General features: G+C 38.6%; 17 protein-coding genes. 14 read left to right on the plus strand and 3 right to left on the minus strand.

Annotated features, from left to right (window positions below):
- Window positions 1-10: 10 nt before the first annotated feature.
- From tig to ACLHK8_RS00845, 4 genes are all read left to right on the plus strand, one after another.
- Window positions 11-1,357 carry a trigger factor gene (tig, locus tag ACLHK8_RS00830; RefSeq protein ID WP_434520344.1) on the plus strand — a complete coding sequence of 449 codons (1,347 nt, stop codon included), beginning with the start codon at window positions 11-13 and terminating at the stop codon, window positions 1,355-1,357.
- A 131-nt stretch (window positions 1,358-1,488) separates the two neighbouring features.
- On the plus strand, window positions 1,489-2,736 hold the full coding sequence (gene clpX, locus ACLHK8_RS00835) for an ATP-dependent Clp protease ATP-binding subunit ClpX (protein WP_057773613.1): 1,248 nt from the start codon (window positions 1,489-1,491) through the stop codon (window positions 2,734-2,736).
- A gap of 101 nt (window positions 2,737-2,837) precedes the next feature.
- A complete protein-coding gene (gene yihA / locus ACLHK8_RS00840) occupies window positions 2,838-3,428 on the plus strand; it encodes a ribosome biogenesis GTP-binding protein YihA/YsxC (RefSeq protein ID WP_057773615.1) in 591 nt (196 codons plus the stop codon).
- Between the two features lie 2 nt (window positions 3,429-3,430).
- Window positions 3,431-3,721, plus strand: a complete 291-nt coding sequence (locus ACLHK8_RS00845; protein ID WP_057773617.1) for a nucleoside triphosphate pyrophosphohydrolase family protein — start codon at window positions 3,431-3,433, stop codon at window positions 3,719-3,721.
- Window positions 3,722-3,759: 38 nt separating this feature from the next.
- Here the strand turns inward: ACLHK8_RS00845 and ACLHK8_RS00850 are convergent, their stop codons facing one another.
- The gene (locus tag ACLHK8_RS00850; protein WP_156406514.1) at window positions 3,760-3,909 is read right to left on the minus strand and encodes a hypothetical protein; all 150 of its coding nucleotides are present in this window, start codon (window positions 3,907-3,909) and stop codon (window positions 3,760-3,762) included.
- A 328-nt stretch (window positions 3,910-4,237) separates the two neighbouring features.
- Here ACLHK8_RS00850 and ACLHK8_RS00855 point away from each other — a divergent pair, with 328 nt between their 5' ends.
- From ACLHK8_RS00855 to ACLHK8_RS00875, 5 genes are all read left to right on the plus strand, one after another.
- Window positions 4,238-5,716, plus strand: coding sequence for an ABC transporter substrate-binding protein/permease (locus ACLHK8_RS00855; protein WP_057773619.1), 1,479 nt, complete (start codon window positions 4,238-4,240; stop codon window positions 5,714-5,716).
- The gene (locus tag ACLHK8_RS00860; protein WP_057773621.1) at window positions 5,706-6,449 is read left to right on the plus strand and encodes an amino acid ABC transporter ATP-binding protein; all 744 of its coding nucleotides are present in this window, start codon (window positions 5,706-5,708) and stop codon (window positions 6,447-6,449) included. Before ACLHK8_RS00855 ends, ACLHK8_RS00860 begins: the two co-directional genes overlap by 11 nt.
- Window positions 6,450-6,607: 158 nt before the next feature.
- The gene (gene uvrC / locus ACLHK8_RS00865) at window positions 6,608-8,398 is read left to right on the plus strand and encodes an excinuclease ABC subunit UvrC (RefSeq protein ID WP_063697732.1); all 1,791 of its coding nucleotides are present in this window, start codon (window positions 6,608-6,610) and stop codon (window positions 8,396-8,398) included.
- A 121-nt stretch (window positions 8,399-8,519) separates the two neighbouring features.
- Window positions 8,520-9,815 carry a GTPase ObgE gene (obgE, locus tag ACLHK8_RS00870; protein WP_057773624.1) on the plus strand — a complete coding sequence of 432 codons (1,296 nt, stop codon included), beginning with the start codon at window positions 8,520-8,522 and terminating at the stop codon, window positions 9,813-9,815.
- Between the two features lie 20 nt (window positions 9,816-9,835).
- Window positions 9,836-11,839 carry an acyltransferase family protein gene (locus ACLHK8_RS00875; RefSeq protein WP_082854854.1) on the plus strand — a complete coding sequence of 668 codons (2,004 nt, stop codon included), beginning with the start codon at window positions 9,836-9,838 and terminating at the stop codon, window positions 11,837-11,839.
- A gap of 81 nt (window positions 11,840-11,920) precedes the next feature.
- Here the strand turns inward: ACLHK8_RS00875 and ACLHK8_RS00880 are convergent, their stop codons facing one another.
- Both ACLHK8_RS00880 and ACLHK8_RS00885 read right to left on the minus strand, forming a co-directional pair.
- Complete coding sequence (locus ACLHK8_RS00880; RefSeq protein WP_057773626.1) at window positions 11,921-12,706, minus strand: hypothetical protein; 786 nt, start codon at window positions 12,704-12,706, stop codon at window positions 11,921-11,923.
- Between the two features lie 15 nt (window positions 12,707-12,721).
- Window positions 12,722-12,997: a hypothetical protein gene (locus ACLHK8_RS00885; protein ID WP_057773627.1), complete on the minus strand. Its 276-nt coding sequence runs from the start codon at window positions 12,995-12,997 to the stop codon at window positions 12,722-12,724.
- A gap of 179 nt (window positions 12,998-13,176) precedes the next feature.
- On the opposite strand from ACLHK8_RS00885, the gene rnz reads away from it, so the two are divergent.
- The 5 genes from rnz (at window position 13,177) to ACLHK8_RS00910 (ending at window position 18,261) form a co-directional block, all read left to right on the plus strand.
- A complete protein-coding gene (gene rnz / locus ACLHK8_RS00890; RefSeq protein WP_057773630.1) occupies window positions 13,177-14,103 on the plus strand; it encodes a ribonuclease Z in 927 nt (308 codons plus the stop codon).
- 15 nt (window positions 14,104-14,118) lie between these two features.
- Entirely contained in the window at window positions 14,119-14,934 is an 816-nt protein-coding gene (locus ACLHK8_RS00895; RefSeq protein ID WP_057773632.1) for an SDR family NAD(P)-dependent oxidoreductase, read from the plus strand.
- 12 nt (window positions 14,935-14,946) lie between these two features.
- A complete protein-coding gene (locus ACLHK8_RS00900; protein WP_057773634.1) occupies window positions 14,947-15,288 on the plus strand; it encodes a LapA family protein in 342 nt (113 codons plus the stop codon).
- 108 nt (window positions 15,289-15,396) lie between these two features.
- The gene (recJ, locus tag ACLHK8_RS00905; protein WP_057773636.1) at window positions 15,397-17,742 is read left to right on the plus strand and encodes a single-stranded-DNA-specific exonuclease RecJ; all 2,346 of its coding nucleotides are present in this window, start codon (window positions 15,397-15,399) and stop codon (window positions 17,740-17,742) included.
- Entirely contained in the window at window positions 17,743-18,261 is a 519-nt protein-coding gene (locus ACLHK8_RS00910; RefSeq protein ID WP_057773638.1) for an adenine phosphoribosyltransferase, read from the plus strand.
- Window positions 18,262-18,297 lie beyond the last annotated feature (36 nt).

An 18,297-nucleotide genomic window follows, 5' to 3' on the forward strand; every position in this document is an offset into this window, starting at 1 on the left:
GGAAAAATTAATGACTGCAAAATGGGAAAAAAAGGGTGCTAATGATGGCGAATTAACTTTCGAAATTAGTACTGATAAAATTAGTGAAGGTTTAGATAAAGCCTTTATAAAAACACGGAAACAATTAAATGTACCTGGATTCCGTAAGGGACGTGTTCCACGCCAAATTTTCAACCAAATGTATGGTGAAGAAGCATTATACGAAGACGCTTTAAATATCGTTTTACCAGATGCTTATGAAGCTGCAATTGAAGAAGCAAAAATTGAACCAGTAGACCAACCTAAAATCGATGTTGATAGCATGGAAAAAGGCAAGGCTTGGGTTTTGAAGGCTGTTGTGACCGTTAAACCTGATGTTAAGCTTGGCGACTACAAGGGTGTAACTGTAGCCAAACAAGCTCATCGTGTAACTTCAAAAGAAGTTGACGCTGACATTGAAAAGAAACGTGAACAACAAGCTGAACTTGTCTTAAAAGAAGACAAACCAGCTGAAAATGGCGACACTGTTACAATCGACTTTGAAGGTTCTGTTGATGGCAAACCATTTGATGGCGGTAAAGCTGATAACTATGACTTGGAGCTTGGCTCAAACTCATTCATTCCTGGTTTTGAGGAACAATTAGTTGGTCATAAATCTGATGAAAAAGTAGATGTTAAAGTTACTTTCCCAGATGACTACAATGCTGAAGACCTTCAAGGCAAAGCAGCTGATTTTGCTGTTACAATCCATGAAATTAAAACAAAAGAGCTTCCTGATTTAGATGATGAATTTGCTAAAGATGTTGACGAAGAAGTTGATTCTTTGGAAGAATTAAAAGCAAAGACACATGACGAATTGAAAGCACAAAAAGACGAAGCTGCTGCACAAGCTAAAGAAGACGAAGCTATTCAAAAGGCTGTTGATAATGCTGAAGTCAAAGAAATTCCTCAATCAATGATTGATGAAGACGTTCAACGTCAACTTGATCAATACCTTGCAAACATGCAACAACAAGGAATCGATCCTAAGACCTACTACAAGATCACAGGTACATCTGAAGACGATCTTAAGAAGCAATTAGCAGATGGCGCTGCAAACCGAGTTAAGACTAACTTGGTTTTGGAAGCAATCGTTGATGCTGAAAAGATTGTCCCAACTGAAGATGAAGTTGCTGCAGAAGTTAAAGATTTGGCTTCACAATATGGAACGGAAGAAAGTGCCATTAAGAAGGCTCTTTCAGAAGACATGTTGAAGCATGATATCGCAGTTAAAAAGGCTGTTTCCGTAATTACGGATTCTGCTGTAGAAGAAAGCAAAGCTAAGGCTGCAAAAGAAACAAAAGATGCAGACAAAACTGACGATGCTGAAACTAAATAAAGCAAATTAAGTTTGCTTAAAGAAAGAATCCATTCAGTTTATTTGATTGGGTTCTTTTTTAAAACGAGTTGTTAGCTTAATATGACGGATTTTGGTATGATAACCGTATAAATAATAGAGAGGTGAGTTGGTTGTTAGATAACACTGATACCACAGGGACAATTACATGTTCATTTTGTGGCAAGACTCAAGATCAGGTTAAGAAAATTGTCGCTGGTCCTGGAGTCTACATTTGTAATGAATGTATTGACTTATGTAAAGAAATTATTGATGAAGAAGTTTCTAGAGAAAGCGCAGAAGAGTTCTCCGATGTACCAACTCCTGCAGAGATTGTTGCTAAATTAAATGATTATGTAATTGGCCAAACAGAGGCTAAACGAACTTTATCAGTAGCTGTATATAATCACTACAAGCGAATTAATCAAATGGAGAATGCTGACGAAGGTGACGCTGAATTACAAAAAAGTAATATCAGTATTATTGGACCAACCGGATCCGGAAAAACATTTTTAGCACAAAGTTTAGCACGAATTTTAAATGTACCTTTTGCGATTGCTGACGCGACCACTTTGACAGAGGCCGGATATGTTGGTGAAGATGTTGAAAATATTCTTTTGAAGCTATTACAAAATGCCGATTATGACGTTGAAAAAGCTGAAAAGGGAATTATCTACATTGATGAAATTGATAAAATTGCCAAGAAAAGTGAAAATGTCTCAATTACACGTGATGTTTCCGGTGAAGGTGTGCAACAAGCACTTTTGAAAATCTTGGAAGGCACGATTGCCAACGTCCCACCTCAAGGCGGACGGAAACATCCACAACAAGAGTTCATTCAAATCGACACAACTAACATTTTGTTTATTGTTGGGGGTGCGTTTGATGGAATCGAAGAAATTGTCAAAAGTCGTTTAGGTGATAAGGTCATTGGATTTGGAACAGACTCTACAAAAGTGATTGATGAATCTAAGAGTTTAATGCAGCAAGTTATTCCAGAAGATTTGTTACGTTTTGGGTTAATTCCAGAATTTATTGGTCGTTTGCCAATCTTGTCAGCACTTGAAAAACTGACCACAGACGACTTGGTACACATTTTGACAGAGCCAAAAAATGCCTTAGTTAAGCAGTATAAGACGTTATTGTCCTTGGATGATGTCAAACTGCACTTTACTCCTCAGGCTTTACGAGCAATTGCCGAGGAAGCCATTACTCGAAATACAGGGGCTCGTGGTTTGCGATCAATTATTGAAGAAGTGATGCGTGACATTATGTTTGACATTCCATCTCGTGATGATGTGGAACAAGTAACAGTTACGAAACGAACGGTGATTGATAACGCAGAACCAGAATTAATTTTAAAAGATAAAAAAGCTTCTTAACCCGAGATTGAGACGAAAGATGATTTCTAGAACTTAGAAACCATCTTTTTTTTAATCTTTGTGTGTTAAAATTAAACAAGATTAAAAAGGTGGTTCAAGAAATGGAAGTTCATAATGTAGAGCTCGTCATGAGTGCTGTAGCTCCAGCACAATATCCTACAACTGGTTATCCTGAAATAGCGCTGGTGGGACGCTCGAATGTGGGGAAATCTTCTCTAACAAATGTTTTAATTAACCGGAAGAGTTATGCGCGGACCTCGTCTCAACCTGGCAAAACGCAAACATTGAATTTTTATAATGTGGAAGATCAATTATATTTTGTGGACGTGCCAGGTTATGGTTACGCAAAAGTATCTCGTTCAGAACGAGAAAAATGGGGAAAAATGATTGAAACTTATCTGAGTACACGTCCCCAATTAAAAGGCGTGATCTCCCTGGTTGATGCCCGTCATGAACCTAGCGACGATGATGTTTCTATGTATAACTGGTTGCATTACTATAAAATTCCGATTCTAGTAGTTGCCACCAAAAGTGATAAAGTAGCTCGGGGAAAATGGAATAAGACAGAAAGTGTTGTTAAGAAGGGCCTTCAGCTTAGCGATCCTGATGAATTTCAGTTATTCTCAGCACAAACTAAGATGGGTAAAGATGAAGTTTGGAATTGGATCGAAAAGCGAATTGGGGAGGACTAGACATGGAGTTTAATGATTATCAAAAAAAAGCAAACCGAACATTATTTGGTAATGAGCAGGTTTTGACAAACTGCGCATTGGGATTAGCAAGTGAAAGTGGACAAGTTGTTGATCTTGTCAAAAATTACACGTTTCATGGCAAAGACCTCAATCATGAAGAACTAACAAAAGAAATGGGCGATGTGTTATGGTACTTATCTCAAATTGCCGAGTGGGCAGACATTCCCTTTGAACAAATCGCACAAGAAAATATTGAGACTTTAAATAAACGGTATCCAGCCAGTAATGAATAAATAAAAAAATGAGTGAAACGACAGTTTAGTCGGTTCACTCATTTTTTTGATGATTTTTGTTTCGTATCAGTGTCGTCACGTTTTAAAAACTTGTTTTTCTTGTCCGTAGCTTTTTTATCTTCCACGGGGGCAACGAACTTATCCAACATTTTTTCTAAATTAATTTCTTGTTTTACTTTTAAACTCATTTAGTATTCTCCCTCCGGCGCATATGACCAAGTTTCTTACAGCTTCCATACTATGCGCTTATCATACCAGATTTCATTTTATCTGTCAGGTAATCAAGCAGCAGATTCGGATAAACTTAATAAATGGCCTGAATCAGAATTTAGGCAATTAACTCTTTAACACTCTATTGTTTAGGAAATTATTTAAATGAAAACGATATTATATACATTTTATAATGAATATTCCTATTAAAAATGAATAAAACACATTATTTTACAAAAAAGCTTGCATAAAAAACCAAAAGCGCTTATACTTCATATATTCTATTTGACGTAGGGAGTTGCAGTTATGAAGAAAAAATTTATTGAAATTATCGCAATTATCGGTTTGCTGGTTACAATGATTCCATTTGGGAATGCCCAGGCAGCCGATTCCAAGACAAGCTCAAATGATCAATCACTAGCTGAGATCCAAAAGAAAGGTGTTTTAGTATTAGGGACTAGTCCTGATTATGCCCCGTATGAATTCCAAACCACCAAAAATGGTAAGAGCGTGGATGTTGGGATGGATATTAGTATTGCTAAGCAAATTGCAAAAGATTTAGGCGTAAAGCTAAAAATCAAAAATATGGATTTCGATTCTTTACTGGTGGCTTTACAGACCGGAAAAGTTGACATGGTCATGGCGGGGATGAATCCAACACCAGCTCGTCGTAAAAATGTGACATTTTCTAATATCTACTATCAAGGTGGACAGGATATTGTCATTAATAAAAAAGATAACAAGATTTACAAAAACAAAGATTCGTTTGCAAATAAAACGGTTGGTGCGCAAACGGGGACAATGCAATATAATATGGCCAAGAAACAAATCTCAAATGTAAAAGTTAAGGGATTTGATAAAGGGGCCGACTTAATCCTTGCTTTGCAAACCAATAAAATTGACGGGATTGTCATGGAAAAACCTAGTGCTGAAGCCTACGTGAAAAATAATCCCCAACTTAGTTTAGTTAAGGGCGGCTTTACACTAAGCAAAGATGAGAGTAGTTCAGCAATTGCCTTTCAAAAGGGTTCTAACACATTAGCTGCTGCTGTAAATAAGAGTCTTGCTAAGATTAAGAAAAAAGATTTAATTAACAAAGAGTATTTAAAAGATGCTGGTAGTCATATGAAGACCAATACGGTTGATACTTCGATGACTCATTACTGGAAGTACTTTGCTAAAGGAATTGGCTATACGTTGCTAATTTCAGTGTTCTCAGTATTCTTTGGATTTATTTTAGGAACCATTCTGGCATTTATGCGTTTGAGTCGTAATAAATTGTTTAAAGCAATTTCTACTGCTTATATCGAATTTGTGCGAGGCACGCCTTTGATGGTTCAGATTATGTTTGTCTACTTTGGAATTGGACTGATCGTGAATATTCCTGCTTTAACATCTGGGATCATCGCGGTTTCGTTAAATAGTGGTGCGTATGTGGCAGAAGTCATTCGAGGCGGAATTAATTCGGTTGATAAAGGACAAACGGAAGCTGCTCGTAGTTTGGGGCTTTCTAAGAACGGGACCATGCGCTATGTTATTTTGCCACAAGCGATTAAAAACATCTGGCCGGCACTAGGTAACGAATTTATCTCACTTATTAAGGAAAGCTCAATTGTGTCGATTATCGGAGTTACGGATCTTATTTACCAACTTAAGATTGTGCAATCAGATACTTACCGAGGGGTAGCACCAATCGTTGTTGCAATGGTCCTCTATTTCGTCGTTACTTTCGGGCTTTCAAAAGTTTTAGCTTACTTTGAAGGGAGAATGAAACATGCCAACTAATATTTTAGACATTCAAAATTTAAATAAAAAATATCATGAAACAGAAGTTCTGAAAGATATTTCAGAAACAGTGAAAAAGGGCCAAGTAATTTGTGTGATTGGACCCTCAGGAGCCGGGAAAAGTACCTTCCTGCGTTGCTTAACGTTATTGGAACATCCTAGTGATGGGCATATTTTGTTTGAAGGAACTGATTTGACCACATTGAAAGAAAAACAGCTAGATGAATTGCGTGAAAAAATGGGAATGGTTTTTCAAAGCTTTAATTTATTTCCCAATATGACGGTTTTAGACAACCTCAAATTAGCACCCATGAAAGTTAAAAATTTAACTGATGAACAAGCTACAGAAACTGCACAGAAGCTCTTGGCACAGGTTGGACTGTCCGACAAAGGTTCTGTCTACCCAAGTAGTTTATCAGGTGGTCAGCAGCAACGAGTGGCCATTGCACGTGCTTTAGCAATGGAACCTGAAGTTATGCTCTTCGATGAGCCAACTTCCGCGCTAGATCCTGAAATGGTTGGTGACGTTTTACAAGTTATGAAGGATTTGGCTAAAGCCGGCATGACGATGGTAGTAGTTACCCATGAAATGGGATTTGCTCGTTCCGTTGCCGACCAAGTTTGGTTTATGGATGGGGGCTACATTCAAGAAAAAGGCACTCCAGAAGATTTCTTTGACCATCCACAAACAGAACGTGCTCAAGATTTTCTTTCAAAGGTTCTTATGCAGTAAACTTAATAGATTTAAAAAAGCATCCGCACAAAACAAAAATTGCTGCGGATGTTTTTATAATTAGAGTCCGAATGTACGTTTGCTTTTTGTTTGCGACTGCCTCTAAAAGGCGGTATAATGTTACAAGTTATTTACATTATCCGGGGAGGTGAAACCAGTTGGCGTCAGAACATATTGAACATAAGTTAGCTTTGTTACCAGATTTACCGGGCTGTTATCAGATGAAGAATATTAATAGTCAGATTATTTATGTCGGAAAGGCTAAAAATCTAAAGAACCGGGTGCGCTCTTATTTTAAGAGTTCGCATGATGGCAAGACTGCGCGGCTGGTTTCCGAAATTGCGGATTTTGATTATATTGTGACTTCTAGTGATAAAGAAGCATTTTTGCTAGAAATTACCTTAATTCAAAAGTATCAACCTTATTTTAATATCAAATTAAAACGAGGCACTGGGTATCCGTATATAAAAATTACTAATGAGCGGGATCCCCAAATGATTATCTCTGGAGATCTAAAAAAAGATGGGGCTTATTATTTTGGACCATATCCTAATGTTTATGCTGCCGAAGAAACTTTGAACTTCTTACAAAAGGTTTATCCACTGCGGCGTTGCAATGGATTTCAGCACCGTCCGTGTTTGTACTATCATATGGGTCAATGTTTGGGAGCCTGTTTTAAAACAGTGCCTGAAGAAGCTTATGCTAAGCAAATTACCCGGATTAAGTCATTTCTAAATGGCAATGTGAAAACTGTTAAGAAACAGTTGACTACCAAAATGAATGAAGCAGCTCAAGATTTAGAGTTTGAAAGAGCTGCGGATATTCGGGATCAGATTCACTACATTGAAGTAACAGTCGAGAAGCAAAAAATCATTTCTAATGATCATACGCCTAGAGATCTGTTTAATTTCTACATTGATAAAGGGTGGTTATCAATTCAGGTATTTTTTATTCGCCAAGCACGACTCATGAAACGAGAAAAACGACTTTTTCCCGTTGTTAGCACGGCAACAGAAGAATTGACGACATTTATCTTGCAATTTTATAATCAAAAGAATAATTTATTACCTAACGAGGTTCTTGTGCCGGCCGGGTTGGACAATCAAGTGATGAGCGATATTTTAAAAATCCCGGTTCGAACACCACAACGAGGACAAAAACGTGATTTAATGCATCTTGCCAAAGAGAATGCCAAAATTACCTTAGAAGAGAAATTTCGTTTGTTGGAGTTAGACGATTCTAAAACAGTTGGTGCTATGAAAGAGATTACCGACGCATTGGGAATTCCAGAGGGTCATCGGATTGAAGCTTTTGACCATTCACATATTCAAGGAACTGATTTAGTCTCAGCTTTGGTCGTTTTTACGGATGGGCAACCAGATAAAAAGATGTATCGTAAATATAAACTTGCTACCGTAGATCATGCGGACGAAGCGGCAAGTACCAGAGAAGTGATTCGTCGCCGTTATACGAGGTTATTAAAAGAGCATCAACCAATGCCGGACTTGATCTTAATGGATGGCGGGGAGATTCAGCTCAATGCTGTGAAAGACATTTTAGTAAATGAACTAAACTTACAAATTCCAGTTGCTGGAATGGTTAAAAATGATAAACATAAGACTGCAGATTTATTGTTTGGACCAGATGATCGGCATGTTGCACTGGATCCTAAGAGCCAGGGATTTTATTTGGTTCAACGAATTCAAGATGAAGTGCATCGGTTTGCGATTACATTTCATCGTCAAGTACACACAAAGCACTCCTTAAGTTCCCGACTAGATGATATTGCGGGGGTAGGGCCAAAGACGCGCAACAAGTTATTACGTAAATTTGGCTCAATGAAACACATTTCTGAGGCAACGATTGCTGATCTTCAGAAATTAGGGATTCCAGAAAATGTTGCTAAAACAATCAAAATTTCACTGAATGGAGCAGCAAAAACTAAGTAATTTTAGACCTTAATTCAAAATAAGTAGACGGGTTTAATAAATAGTATAATTTAGGGCGATTCTCTGCTAAAATAAGAGTATTCGTAACAACAAGTCAAGCTAGATAGCATTGGAGAAAAATATGTTTGTTGATCAAGTTAAAATTAATATAAAGGCTGGGAACGGTGGAAACGGAATCGTTGCTTTCCGTCGTGAAAAGTTTGTGCCTAATGGTGGACCAGCCGGTGGTGATGGCGGCCGCGGTGGCGATGTCATTTTAAAAGTTGATTCAGGAATGAGAACGTTAATGGATTTTCGTTACCAACGTAAGTTTAAAGCGCCTTCTGGTAGTAACGGAATGAATAAACAAATGACCGGCCGTAGTGCTAGAGATTATGTGATTAATGTCCCAGGGGGAACCATCGTTAAAGATACAGAAACCGGTGAAGTAATTGGCGATTTAGTAGATAACGATGAAGAACTTGTCATTGCAAAAGGTGGTCGTGGTGGTCGTGGTAACATTCATTTTGCAAGTCCCAAAAATCCGGCTCCTGAAATTGCAGAAAATGGGGAACCAGGGCAAGAAAGAAGTATTCAGTTAGAACTTAGAGTTCTTGCTGATGTTGGGCTCCTTGGTTTTCCATCTGTTGGAAAATCAACCTTATTGTCAGTAGTTACAAGTGCTAAGCCTAAAATTGCCGAATATCATTTTACAACCTTAGTTCCTAACCTTGGCATGGTCCGATTAGATGATGGACGAGACTTCGTAATTGCTGATATTCCTGGATTAATTGAAGGTGCTTCACAAGGAATTGGCCTAGGCTTCGAATTTCTTCGTCACGTAGAACGAACAAAAGTTTTATTGCACTTAGTAGATATGAGTGGTGTTGAAGAAGAAGATCCGTTTGACAGCTATCAAAAAATTAATCAAGAGCTGAGTAAATATGATCCAGATTTGATTAACCGCCGTCAGATCATTGTGCCAACTAAGATGGATATGCCCAATGCTGAAGATAATTTAAAGAAATTTGAAAAGAAAATTCGCGAATCAACCAAAGAAACTGACTCACCAGATATTTTTCCGATTTCTGCTGTTACGCATAAAGGACTTGAGCCTTTAATGCAACATACAGCAGACGTGCTTGAAAGCACACCAGATCCAATTCCGGCACCAGTTGTTTCCGATGGTTCTGTTACGTACGCTTACGAGCCAAAACAACCATTTACAGTTGAACAAGATGAGGATGGCACATGGGTTCTCGCTGGTGAGAAGCTTGAAAAGTTATTTAAGATGACGAATACGGAACATGATGACAGCATCGTTAGATTTGCTCGTCAGATGCGCGGGATGGGTGTTGATGATGCACTCCGTAAGGCTGGCATAAAGAATGGTGATTCAGTTCGTATTCTAGATTTCACATTTGAATTCGTTGATTAAACGATTATAGAGGGATGCATATGGATTTAGAAAAGACAACTTCTGTGGGGAAATCCAGATCAAAAATAAGTGCACTTCAAAAGAATGAAAAACCAGTAAATGAAACTCATGGAAAACGGCTGAAACATAGCCGATACATATCTGGGTTTGATGGACTGCGAGTCCTTGCGCTACTTGGCGTTATTTTGTATCATTTACTCCCTTATGACATGAAGGGTGGCTATTTGGGAGTTCCGATTTTTTTCGCGATTTCGGGATACTTAATTACCGATTTATTTGTTCAAGAATGGGATCAAAATGGCTCAATTAAAATATGGTCATTTTACGGACGTCGGTTGAAAAGACTTTATCCGACTTTGGTAGTTATCTTAGTTGCAAGTACGGCATACATGACTTTGTTTGCACAAAACTTGCTGACGCATATTAAGAGTATTTTATGGACCAATCTTCTATTTGTTTATAATTGGTGGCAGATTGGAAACGGACAATCGTATTTTGATCGCTATAATGGCGAATCACCGTTTACCCATTTATGGTATTTGTCTGTTATCGGTCAATACTACTTTATTTGGCCAATTGTGATGATTGCGTTGTTATTTACTTTCAGAAATCGTAGTCACATTTTGGGTATTTTAGCTGGACTAGCAATTGTGTCTGCTTTGCTAATGATGATTCTTTATGATCCAAGCAATACCAATCGTGTCTATTATGGGTCTGATACGCGGATGACACCTTACCTATTAGGAGCAGCATTGGCGTTCTTTTGGCCTTCAACGCATCTTAATCCCAATTTGAATAACCGGGGGCGGTGGTTCTTAAATCTGCTTGGTTTGGTTTCGCTAGGGGTTATTGTCTGGATGGCGTTTGAGTTAAGCGGGACTGAGAGTTTTGCTTATCGCGGTGGAATGCTTATCTTTTCTATTTTTTCTATAATCTTAGTTGCCGTTATTGCCCACCCAGGTGCAAGTTTTAATAAATGGTTTACTAACCCAGTCTTTGCTTGGATTGGAAAACGGAGTTACGGTATTTATCTGTATCAATTTCCGGTAATGATTTTTTATGAAAAAGCCATTGTGAACATTGCTGCTCATCCGTTATGGAATGCACTAGCAGAGGCAGCCATTATTGTGGTAATTAGTGACTTGTCCTATCGATTTATTGAAACACCGTTAGCTCATTTTGATTACATGCATCCATTACGGGGGTTAGGGATTATGTTTAAAAAGCACAAAAAAGGACGCCTTTTAGTTATTCCAGTTGTGGCAGTGCTTGCAATTGCGGTTGTTGGAATTGTGAATGGCTCAAATAACAATGGTAGTCAACACAGTGCCTTACAGCTTAATATTACGAAAAACAATAAAAAATCAAAAAAGCAAAATGATAAAGCTTTGAAAGCTCAAAAGGAAGCTGCAGAAAAGAAAAAGCAGCACGCTGAAGAAGTAGAAAAATTAAAAAAAGAAAAATCAATTAAATTGAATGACAAGGAAACAGCAATTAAAACGAAATATGGCCTACAGCCTTCAGAAGTTAAAATTGCTGAAAAGATGTCTGTTACTGGAATTGGTGATTCAATTATGGCGGATACTTCTGATGATTTACAAGAAGTCTTTCCAACAGCTTATATTTCAGCCAAGGTTGGTCGTCAAGTGTACCAAGCCGCTGATATATTGAATCAGATGAAGTCACAAGGAACGTTGAGCAGTAATGTTTTGCTTAATTTAGGAACAAACGGTCCTTTTACTAGTGAACAAGTGAAATCGATTGTTTCTATTATTGGAACTAAGCGCCAGATATTCTGGGTAAATGTCCATGTGCCAACTCAAAATTGGGAGTCGCAAGTTAATGATGAAATAGCAGATGCAGCTAAAAAGTATAAAAATGTTCATATAGTTGATTGGTATGGAGCTAGTCAGAATAATGCTGATTGGTTCTATGAAGATCATGTGCATCCAAATATCGAAGGAAGCAAAGAATATACCTCATTGATTACTAAAGCAATCGTGGGTTACGGAAGTACAAATTAAATAAAAAGTCCAGTTTACAAACTATCTCGTTGTGTTGCACTGCAACATATGAGAAGTGGTAAATTGGACTTTTTTAATTATTTAAAAAGTGATTTTTGAATCGAGTGAATCTTTTGAAAGACTCTTACCATTTACGCTATAGGCGCTAGAAAATTGAATGGTGCAATTATTTAGCGTATGAACTAGAGACGCCGGGACAAGGACGACGACATTGGTACTTAGGGTTTTGCCCGCGGCCAGTTTTTTACCGGCAGCGCTATCTACCATATTACTGAGTGGGGTTCCCGCATAGCTATTAGAAAGCTTTACGTAATTTAGACCACCAATAATGACTGTTTGGCTACTTTCGTTTTTAATCGTGTATTTTAACTGCAAGGTATAATAAGGATTGGTGATATCTGTATTGTTAAAAGCCGTAGCGACTACTTGTTTTGCTTTCTTGGTTTTGGCCTCATTTTTCAATAGACGTACTTGGCTAATTTGATAACGCAATGGCCGGTTGATAATGACTTGGTCTGATTTTTTATATTTATCCAAGGTTAATTTTGTTCCGAAGCTATCATAAGAGAACTGCTTAGGCTTAGTAAGATAACCATGGGAAATATAGTTGGCGCTTTTCTTTATCTTCGTTGGCACGCGATAGCTGGAAGATTTTTTGGCGCTACTGGCGCTACTACTACTTTCAGTCGAGCTCAAGTCTGTAGAACTTTTTTTGGAACTTGCTGAGCTAGATTTTTTATGCACGTCCTTGTTTTGATTGGTAAAAGTTGTTTTTCCCTTGCTTTGATAATGGGAATCTGTGCCTTGCGAGGCGCATCCACCTAAAAATAAAGTTGCAAGGAAAAGAAATACGATGGTTTTTTTCATTGTTTTTATTCACACTTATCCTAAAATTATTTTTTGTTCTCGTAATTGATAACCAAATAATTTAACTTGGTTAGTGTCCGAATAGGCAAGCTGACGAGAACCACCAGCAGCTTGGACACGGGTTTCAAATTGATCTAGCGTTAAAGGGGTTGTTCCAGGTTCGACAATTAGCCAATGGTCGAGTAATTTCAAAGAAGACACAGGCAGAGCTGGGTGATTAGCCGGTTTGAAATAAAGTTTTAATTGTGGATCCAATTCAGCAACCGAAAGATTAAAATCAATTAAACGCATTTGACTTCTCCATTATATCCTGTGAATTTAGTTTGTAGATTACAATATCAATTATAATTGATTACAGATCGCATTTGAAGTGTAAACTAAGATAGTTTACATAGCAAATTAGAGCGAATTTGTGGTATGGTATTTAGGGTAGTATTTAAAAAACAAGAGTAAATGGGGAACGATGCGTTATGGATTTAGAATTTTTAGGAACCGGAGCAGGAGTTCCCGGTAAATTTAGAAATGTTTCAAGTGTAGCATTGAAGTTATTAGATGAGCGCAACTCGATTTGGTTGTTTGATGTCGGAGAAGGCACTCAGCAGCAAATCTTGCGTACCACAATCAAGCCTCGAAAAATCGACAAAATTTTCATCACCCATCTTCATGGTGATCACTTATTTGGCCTTCCTGGCTTACTAAGCAGTCGTTCGTTTCAAGGTGGCGAGTCAGAGCTTGTGATATATGGCCCCAAGGGAATCCGTCAGTTTGTCCAAACGGCGATGCGGGTTTCTGATTCACATCTCTCTTACCCCATTCGTTTTGTTGAATTAGGTGATGAGGGCGTTATCTTTGAAGATGAAAAATTTAAGGTATCCTTCATGAGATTGGATCATCGAATTGAAAGTGTTGGTTATCGAATTGTCGAAAAAGATCATGCCGGTCAACTCCAAGTTGATAAGCTAAAAGACCTGCACGTGCCGTCAGGGCCTCTCTACGGTCTTTTGAAACAGGGACAAGTTGTGACGTTAGATGACGGCCGTAAAATCGATGGCAAAGAGTACTTGGGAAAACCCCAACCAGGACGGATTGTGACCATTTTGGGAGATACCCGAAAAACTAAGAACAGTCCGATTCTTGCACAAGACGCGGATGTCCTTGTGCATGAAAGTACTTTTGCCAAGAATGAAAGCAAGCTGGCACGTAATTATTATCATTCTACTAATGTTCAAGCAGCTGGAATTGCGAAAGAAGCCAATGTAAAACGGTTGATTTTGACGCATATTTCGGCTCGTTACACTGGTAAAATGGCTAATGAGCTACAAAAACAAGCTCAGTCAGTGTTTAAAGCGACAAAAGTTGTTCATGATTTTGATGTGATTCATATTCCGCTCAAATAGATGAGGAGTGATCAAATGCTAGAAAAATTACGAGAACTACGTGATTTGAATGGTAAATTGGTTTTAATTACCGGTGCATCAAGTGGGTTAGGTAAATTAGTTGCTTATGAAATGGCTATGCGCGGGGCTAATGTTGTTTTATGTGCCCGCAATCTAACTGCTTTGCGTAAAGTAGCAGATAAGTGTAAAGAGATTTCTCAAACTAATTCTTATGTTGTAGAACTTGACGTTTCAGATCCAGATGCAATTGACCGGCAATTGAGCCACATTTTGCAGGACATTGGTCCAGTAGATGTTTTGATTAACAGTGCTGGATTTGGTATTTTTGAACCCTTTCAAAACTTTGAGATGGATAAAGCAGAAAACATGTTTCGGGTAAATGTTTTAGGCCTCATGTATGTAACGCAAAGAATTGCGCAACAAATGATCAAAAGTGGCAGGGGACATATTTTTAATATTGCCTCTGTAGCTGGGAAAATTGCTACACCCAAATCTTCAATTTATTCGGCAACCAAGTTTGCGGTTATTGGTTTCTCTAATGCCCTAAGGTTAGAATTACGACCCCTTGGTGTTCAAGTGACCACCGTAAATCCTGGACCGATGGATACCAATTTCTTTAGAAGGACACCTGAAAGCAGTAAATACTTTGATAGCGTCAAGTTCTTGGCGTTGTCACCTGAAAAAGTGGCCCATCAAATTACGAATGCAGTTGGTTATACACGGCGCGAAATCAATGCGCCTCTGTATATGGAAGCTATTCATCGCGGATACGAATGGTTTCCAACCCTTGGGGATCGCTTAGCAAGTAGTCCATTATTTAATCGAAAGTAAGGCATTTGAAACATGAAAAATCAATGGCGAGTTATTATAATTTTAATCTTGGTCTTATTAGTGGCTGCTTTTGCAGTGGTTAATGTGAGTGAAGTGCCCATCAGTCTTTTATTCACAACAGTTCACTGGCCACTAGTCCTGGTCATTTTGGTGTCGTTAGTTGCGGGCGCCTTAATTACATTCCTGGTTTCGATGGGAACAATTATGACTCAAAAACGTGAACATCGTAATGAAATTGATGTTGCAACTAAAGAGATTGATGAACTTCGCGAAGAAAACGCCGCATTAAAACGACGGGTCAATAATGTTAGCAGCGAAAATGGTCAGCAGAATCAAAAAATCGAAGAATTATAATGAGTTGTTTGATAAAATTAAATGATTAAGAGTTGGACGAAAGATCGAAAATCTCATTTGAGGAACGATTTTCGTCCATTCTGTTTTTATGAATTAGGAAGTGAAGTAGTGCTGAAATCAAAGTATAGTTGGCAAATGCCAAAAAATAAAATCGATTCAGAAAAAGTGACGGCGATTGCACAAGCTTGTGAGTTGAGTGAAGTTGCGGCAACTGTTCTAGTTGGTCGTGGTTATGATACGGTGGATAAAGCCACCCAATTTTTAAAAATGGATCCCGAAATGATTCACGATCCATTTTTATTACATGATATGCAAAAAGCGGTCGATCGCATCCAGGCTGCTATCGTAGCCGATGAAAAGATTGTGGTTTATGGTGATTATGATGCTGATGGGGTGACGAGTACAACGATTATGTTTGAAACCCTTAATGAGTTAGGGGCTAATGTCGATTACTTTGTGCCTGACCGTTTCAAAGATGGTTACGGGCCTAACATGGCTGAATATCAGGAATTTATTGATAACGGCGTTAATTTGATGATCACTGTTGATAACGGCGTGGCGGGTAATGAGCCCATTAATTACGCAGTAACCCATGGAATGGATGTGATTGTGACTGATCATCATGAAATGCCAGATGAGCTTCCAAATGCAACGGCCATTGTGCACCCTCGTTATCCAGGTAGTCATTATCCATTTTCTGATCTTTCTGGGGTTGGGGTGGCTTTTAAAGTAGCTTCAGCGCTGTTGGATGAAGTGCCGGAAGAATTCTTAGATTTGGTCGCCATTGGCACAATTGGAGATCTAGTTTCCTTAACAGATGAAAATCGGTTCTTGGTTACGAGTGGGTTAAAGCTCATGAGCGAGGGGCAACGAGTTGGTCTTAATGCGTTGTTAAAAGTGTGCGGATTAGACGGGCATGAAATTAACGAACAAGATATTGGATTTACGGTTGCACCACGTTTGAACGCCGTTGGACGAATTGGAAATGCTGGGGAAGCAGTGGAGTTATTAACCACTTTTGATGAGGATAAAGCTGATCAGATTGCCAAGCATATCGATTCTGTCAATGAACAACGAAAACAGTTAGTTGCGGATATTTATGATGAAGCAATCATGCAGGCGCAGACACCTGAGAATGCCGCGAAAAAAACTTTGGTTATAACGGGCACTGGTTGGCATCAGGGCGTTTTAGGAATTGTTGCTAGTCGACTTGTTGAAACGACCGGGAAACCAACCATCGTCCTTAGTGCTGCTGAAACAGAGCCCAATTTAAAAGGGTCTGGACGAAGTGTTGAGGCTCTAAATTTGTTTGAGGCTTTGAATAGCCAACGCGATTTGTATGTAAACTTTGGTGGGCATCATATGGCAGTTGGATTAACCATTGCCAAAACTAATGTTGAGACACTTAGACAGCTGTTGGAATCAGCCGCCGAGGCCAATCATTTGAATCTCAATCAAGTTACGCCCTTACAAATTGATGGACGGCTTAAGGTTGATCAGATTAGTTTAAAAGTTATTCAAGATTTACAACATCTAGGACCGTTCGGGACGGACAATCCAATGCCGGAATTTGAGATTGATCCAAAACAAGTTACGGACGCTAAACAAATCGGGGCGGATAAAAGCCATTTGAAATTTCAATTGGTTGGTGAAAAACAACAAATCGACACCATCGCTTTTCAGCAGGGTGCATTGTTACCTTATTTACAGGCTGTTCCGGATCATATCAAAGTAGTGGGAACATTAGAGTCTAATACTTGGCGAAATCAAACCAAACCACAAGTGATGGTCAAAGATTTGATAATTGATGCTATTCCAGTTATTGACAAACGAACAACGCATCTTAGTGTTCAATTGTTTTCTGAGCCAGCAACTTACGTATTTTTTCATGAAGCCACCTATAAACGGGTCAAACCGTATTTGGCAGATAATGTAAAATCGGTTGTTTTAGATGCAAATAAACCTGACGAGACTTTGCTGACGGGCAATGTGACCTTGGTGGATTGTCCTGATTCGATTTCCGCATTCACCAATTGGTTGAACGAACAGGAACCGGACACACTGACGGTGTACTTTTATCAGCGGAATAACGCTTATCTGGACGGGATGCCAAGTCGCGAGCAAAGCGGTAAGGTATTTAAATTTTTCGCCAATCATCCGGTTATTGATTTAAAAACTCAGTTACCGGCCGTAGTTAAATATCTGCATATCGCGCAAAGTTTATTAGTTTTTCTAATTGAGGTGTTTTCTGAGCTAGAATTTGTTAAAATAGAAACCGGTCGTGTTTCCTTTATTCAGAATCCAGAACCCCATAAATTGAGTGAAGCACCAGCTTACAGCTTAAGAGAACAACAAATAAAAACACAAGAAAAATTATTATACAGTAAATCTGCTACTCTGAAAATTTGGATTCAAGAGCAGTTAGCGGATAAAAATGAAGGAGTTGCTGATTAAATGGCATTAGATTTACATGATTACGTTGCAAGTATTCCTGACTATCCAGAAAAAGGCGTTATTTTTCGTGATATTTCTCCTTTAATGGGTGATGGAAATGCTTATAAGGAAGCGACAAACCAGATTGTGGATTATGCTCGAAACAAGGGCGTTGAAATGATTGTTGGACCAGAAGCACGGGGATTCATCGTTGGATGCCCAGTTGCTTACGAATTGGGGATTGGCTTTGCACCAGCTCGTAAAAAAGGGAAGCTGCCTCGTGAAACAATCAAAGCAACTTATGACTTGGAATACGGTACTTCTTCACTTTATCTGCATAAAGATGCTGTAAAACCAGGACAAAGAGTTTTGGTGACTGATGATTTACTAGCAACAGGTGGCACTATTTCGGCTACGATCGACTTAGTTGAAGAACTTGGCGGGATTGTAGTTGGAACAGCGTTTATCATCGAATTAAAAGATATGCATGGTCGCGATAAGATTAAAGACTATGATATGCTTTCATTAATGCAATATTAAGTAATCAAAAAGCGTGAACAAATTTAACTTTGTTCG

It is taken from the genome of Pediococcus sp. M21F004 (assembly GCF_051122535.1).
Taxonomy (GTDB): domain Bacteria; phylum Bacillota; class Bacilli; order Lactobacillales; family Lactobacillaceae; genus Pediococcus; species Pediococcus inopinatus.

Coding starts and splice junctions, on each gene's coding strand:
- ACLHK8_RS00885 (WP_057773627.1), bottom strand. CDS start 12,997: ATGCGTTTAATTGATTTTAATCTTTCGGTTGCTGAATTGGATCCACAA.
- ACLHK8_RS00855 (WP_057773619.1), top strand. CDS start 4,238: ATGAAGAAAAAATTTATTGAAATTATCGCAATTATCGGTTTGCTGGTT.
- ACLHK8_RS00850 (WP_156406514.1), bottom strand. CDS start 3,909: ATGAGTTTAAAAGTAAAACAAGAAATTAATTTAGAAAAAATGTTGGAT.
- ACLHK8_RS00895 (WP_057773632.1), top strand. CDS start 14,119: ATGCTAGAAAAATTACGAGAACTACGTGATTTGAATGGTAAATTGGTT.
- rnz (WP_057773630.1), top strand. CDS start 13,177: ATGGATTTAGAATTTTTAGGAACCGGAGCAGGAGTTCCCGGTAAATTT.
- ACLHK8_RS00875 (WP_082854854.1), top strand. CDS start 9,836: ATGGATTTAGAAAAGACAACTTCTGTGGGGAAATCCAGATCAAAAATA.
- ACLHK8_RS00880 (WP_057773626.1), bottom strand. CDS start 12,706: ATGAAAAAAACCATCGTATTTCTTTTCCTTGCAACTTTATTTTTAGGT.
- ACLHK8_RS00900 (WP_057773634.1), top strand. CDS start 14,947: ATGAAAAATCAATGGCGAGTTATTATAATTTTAATCTTGGTCTTATTA.
- tig (WP_434520344.1), top strand. CDS start 11: ATGACTGCAAAATGGGAAAAAAAGGGTGCTAATGATGGCGAATTAACT.
- ACLHK8_RS00910 (WP_057773638.1), top strand. CDS start 17,743: ATGGCATTAGATTTACATGATTACGTTGCAAGTATTCCTGACTATCCA.
- ACLHK8_RS00860 (WP_057773621.1), top strand. CDS start 5,706: ATGCCAACTAATATTTTAGACATTCAAAATTTAAATAAAAAATATCAT.
- ACLHK8_RS00845 (WP_057773617.1), top strand. CDS start 3,431: ATGGAGTTTAATGATTATCAAAAAAAAGCAAACCGAACATTATTTGGT.
- obgE (WP_057773624.1), top strand. CDS start 8,520: ATGTTTGTTGATCAAGTTAAAATTAATATAAAGGCTGGGAACGGTGGA.
- yihA (WP_057773615.1), top strand. CDS start 2,838: ATGGAAGTTCATAATGTAGAGCTCGTCATGAGTGCTGTAGCTCCAGCA.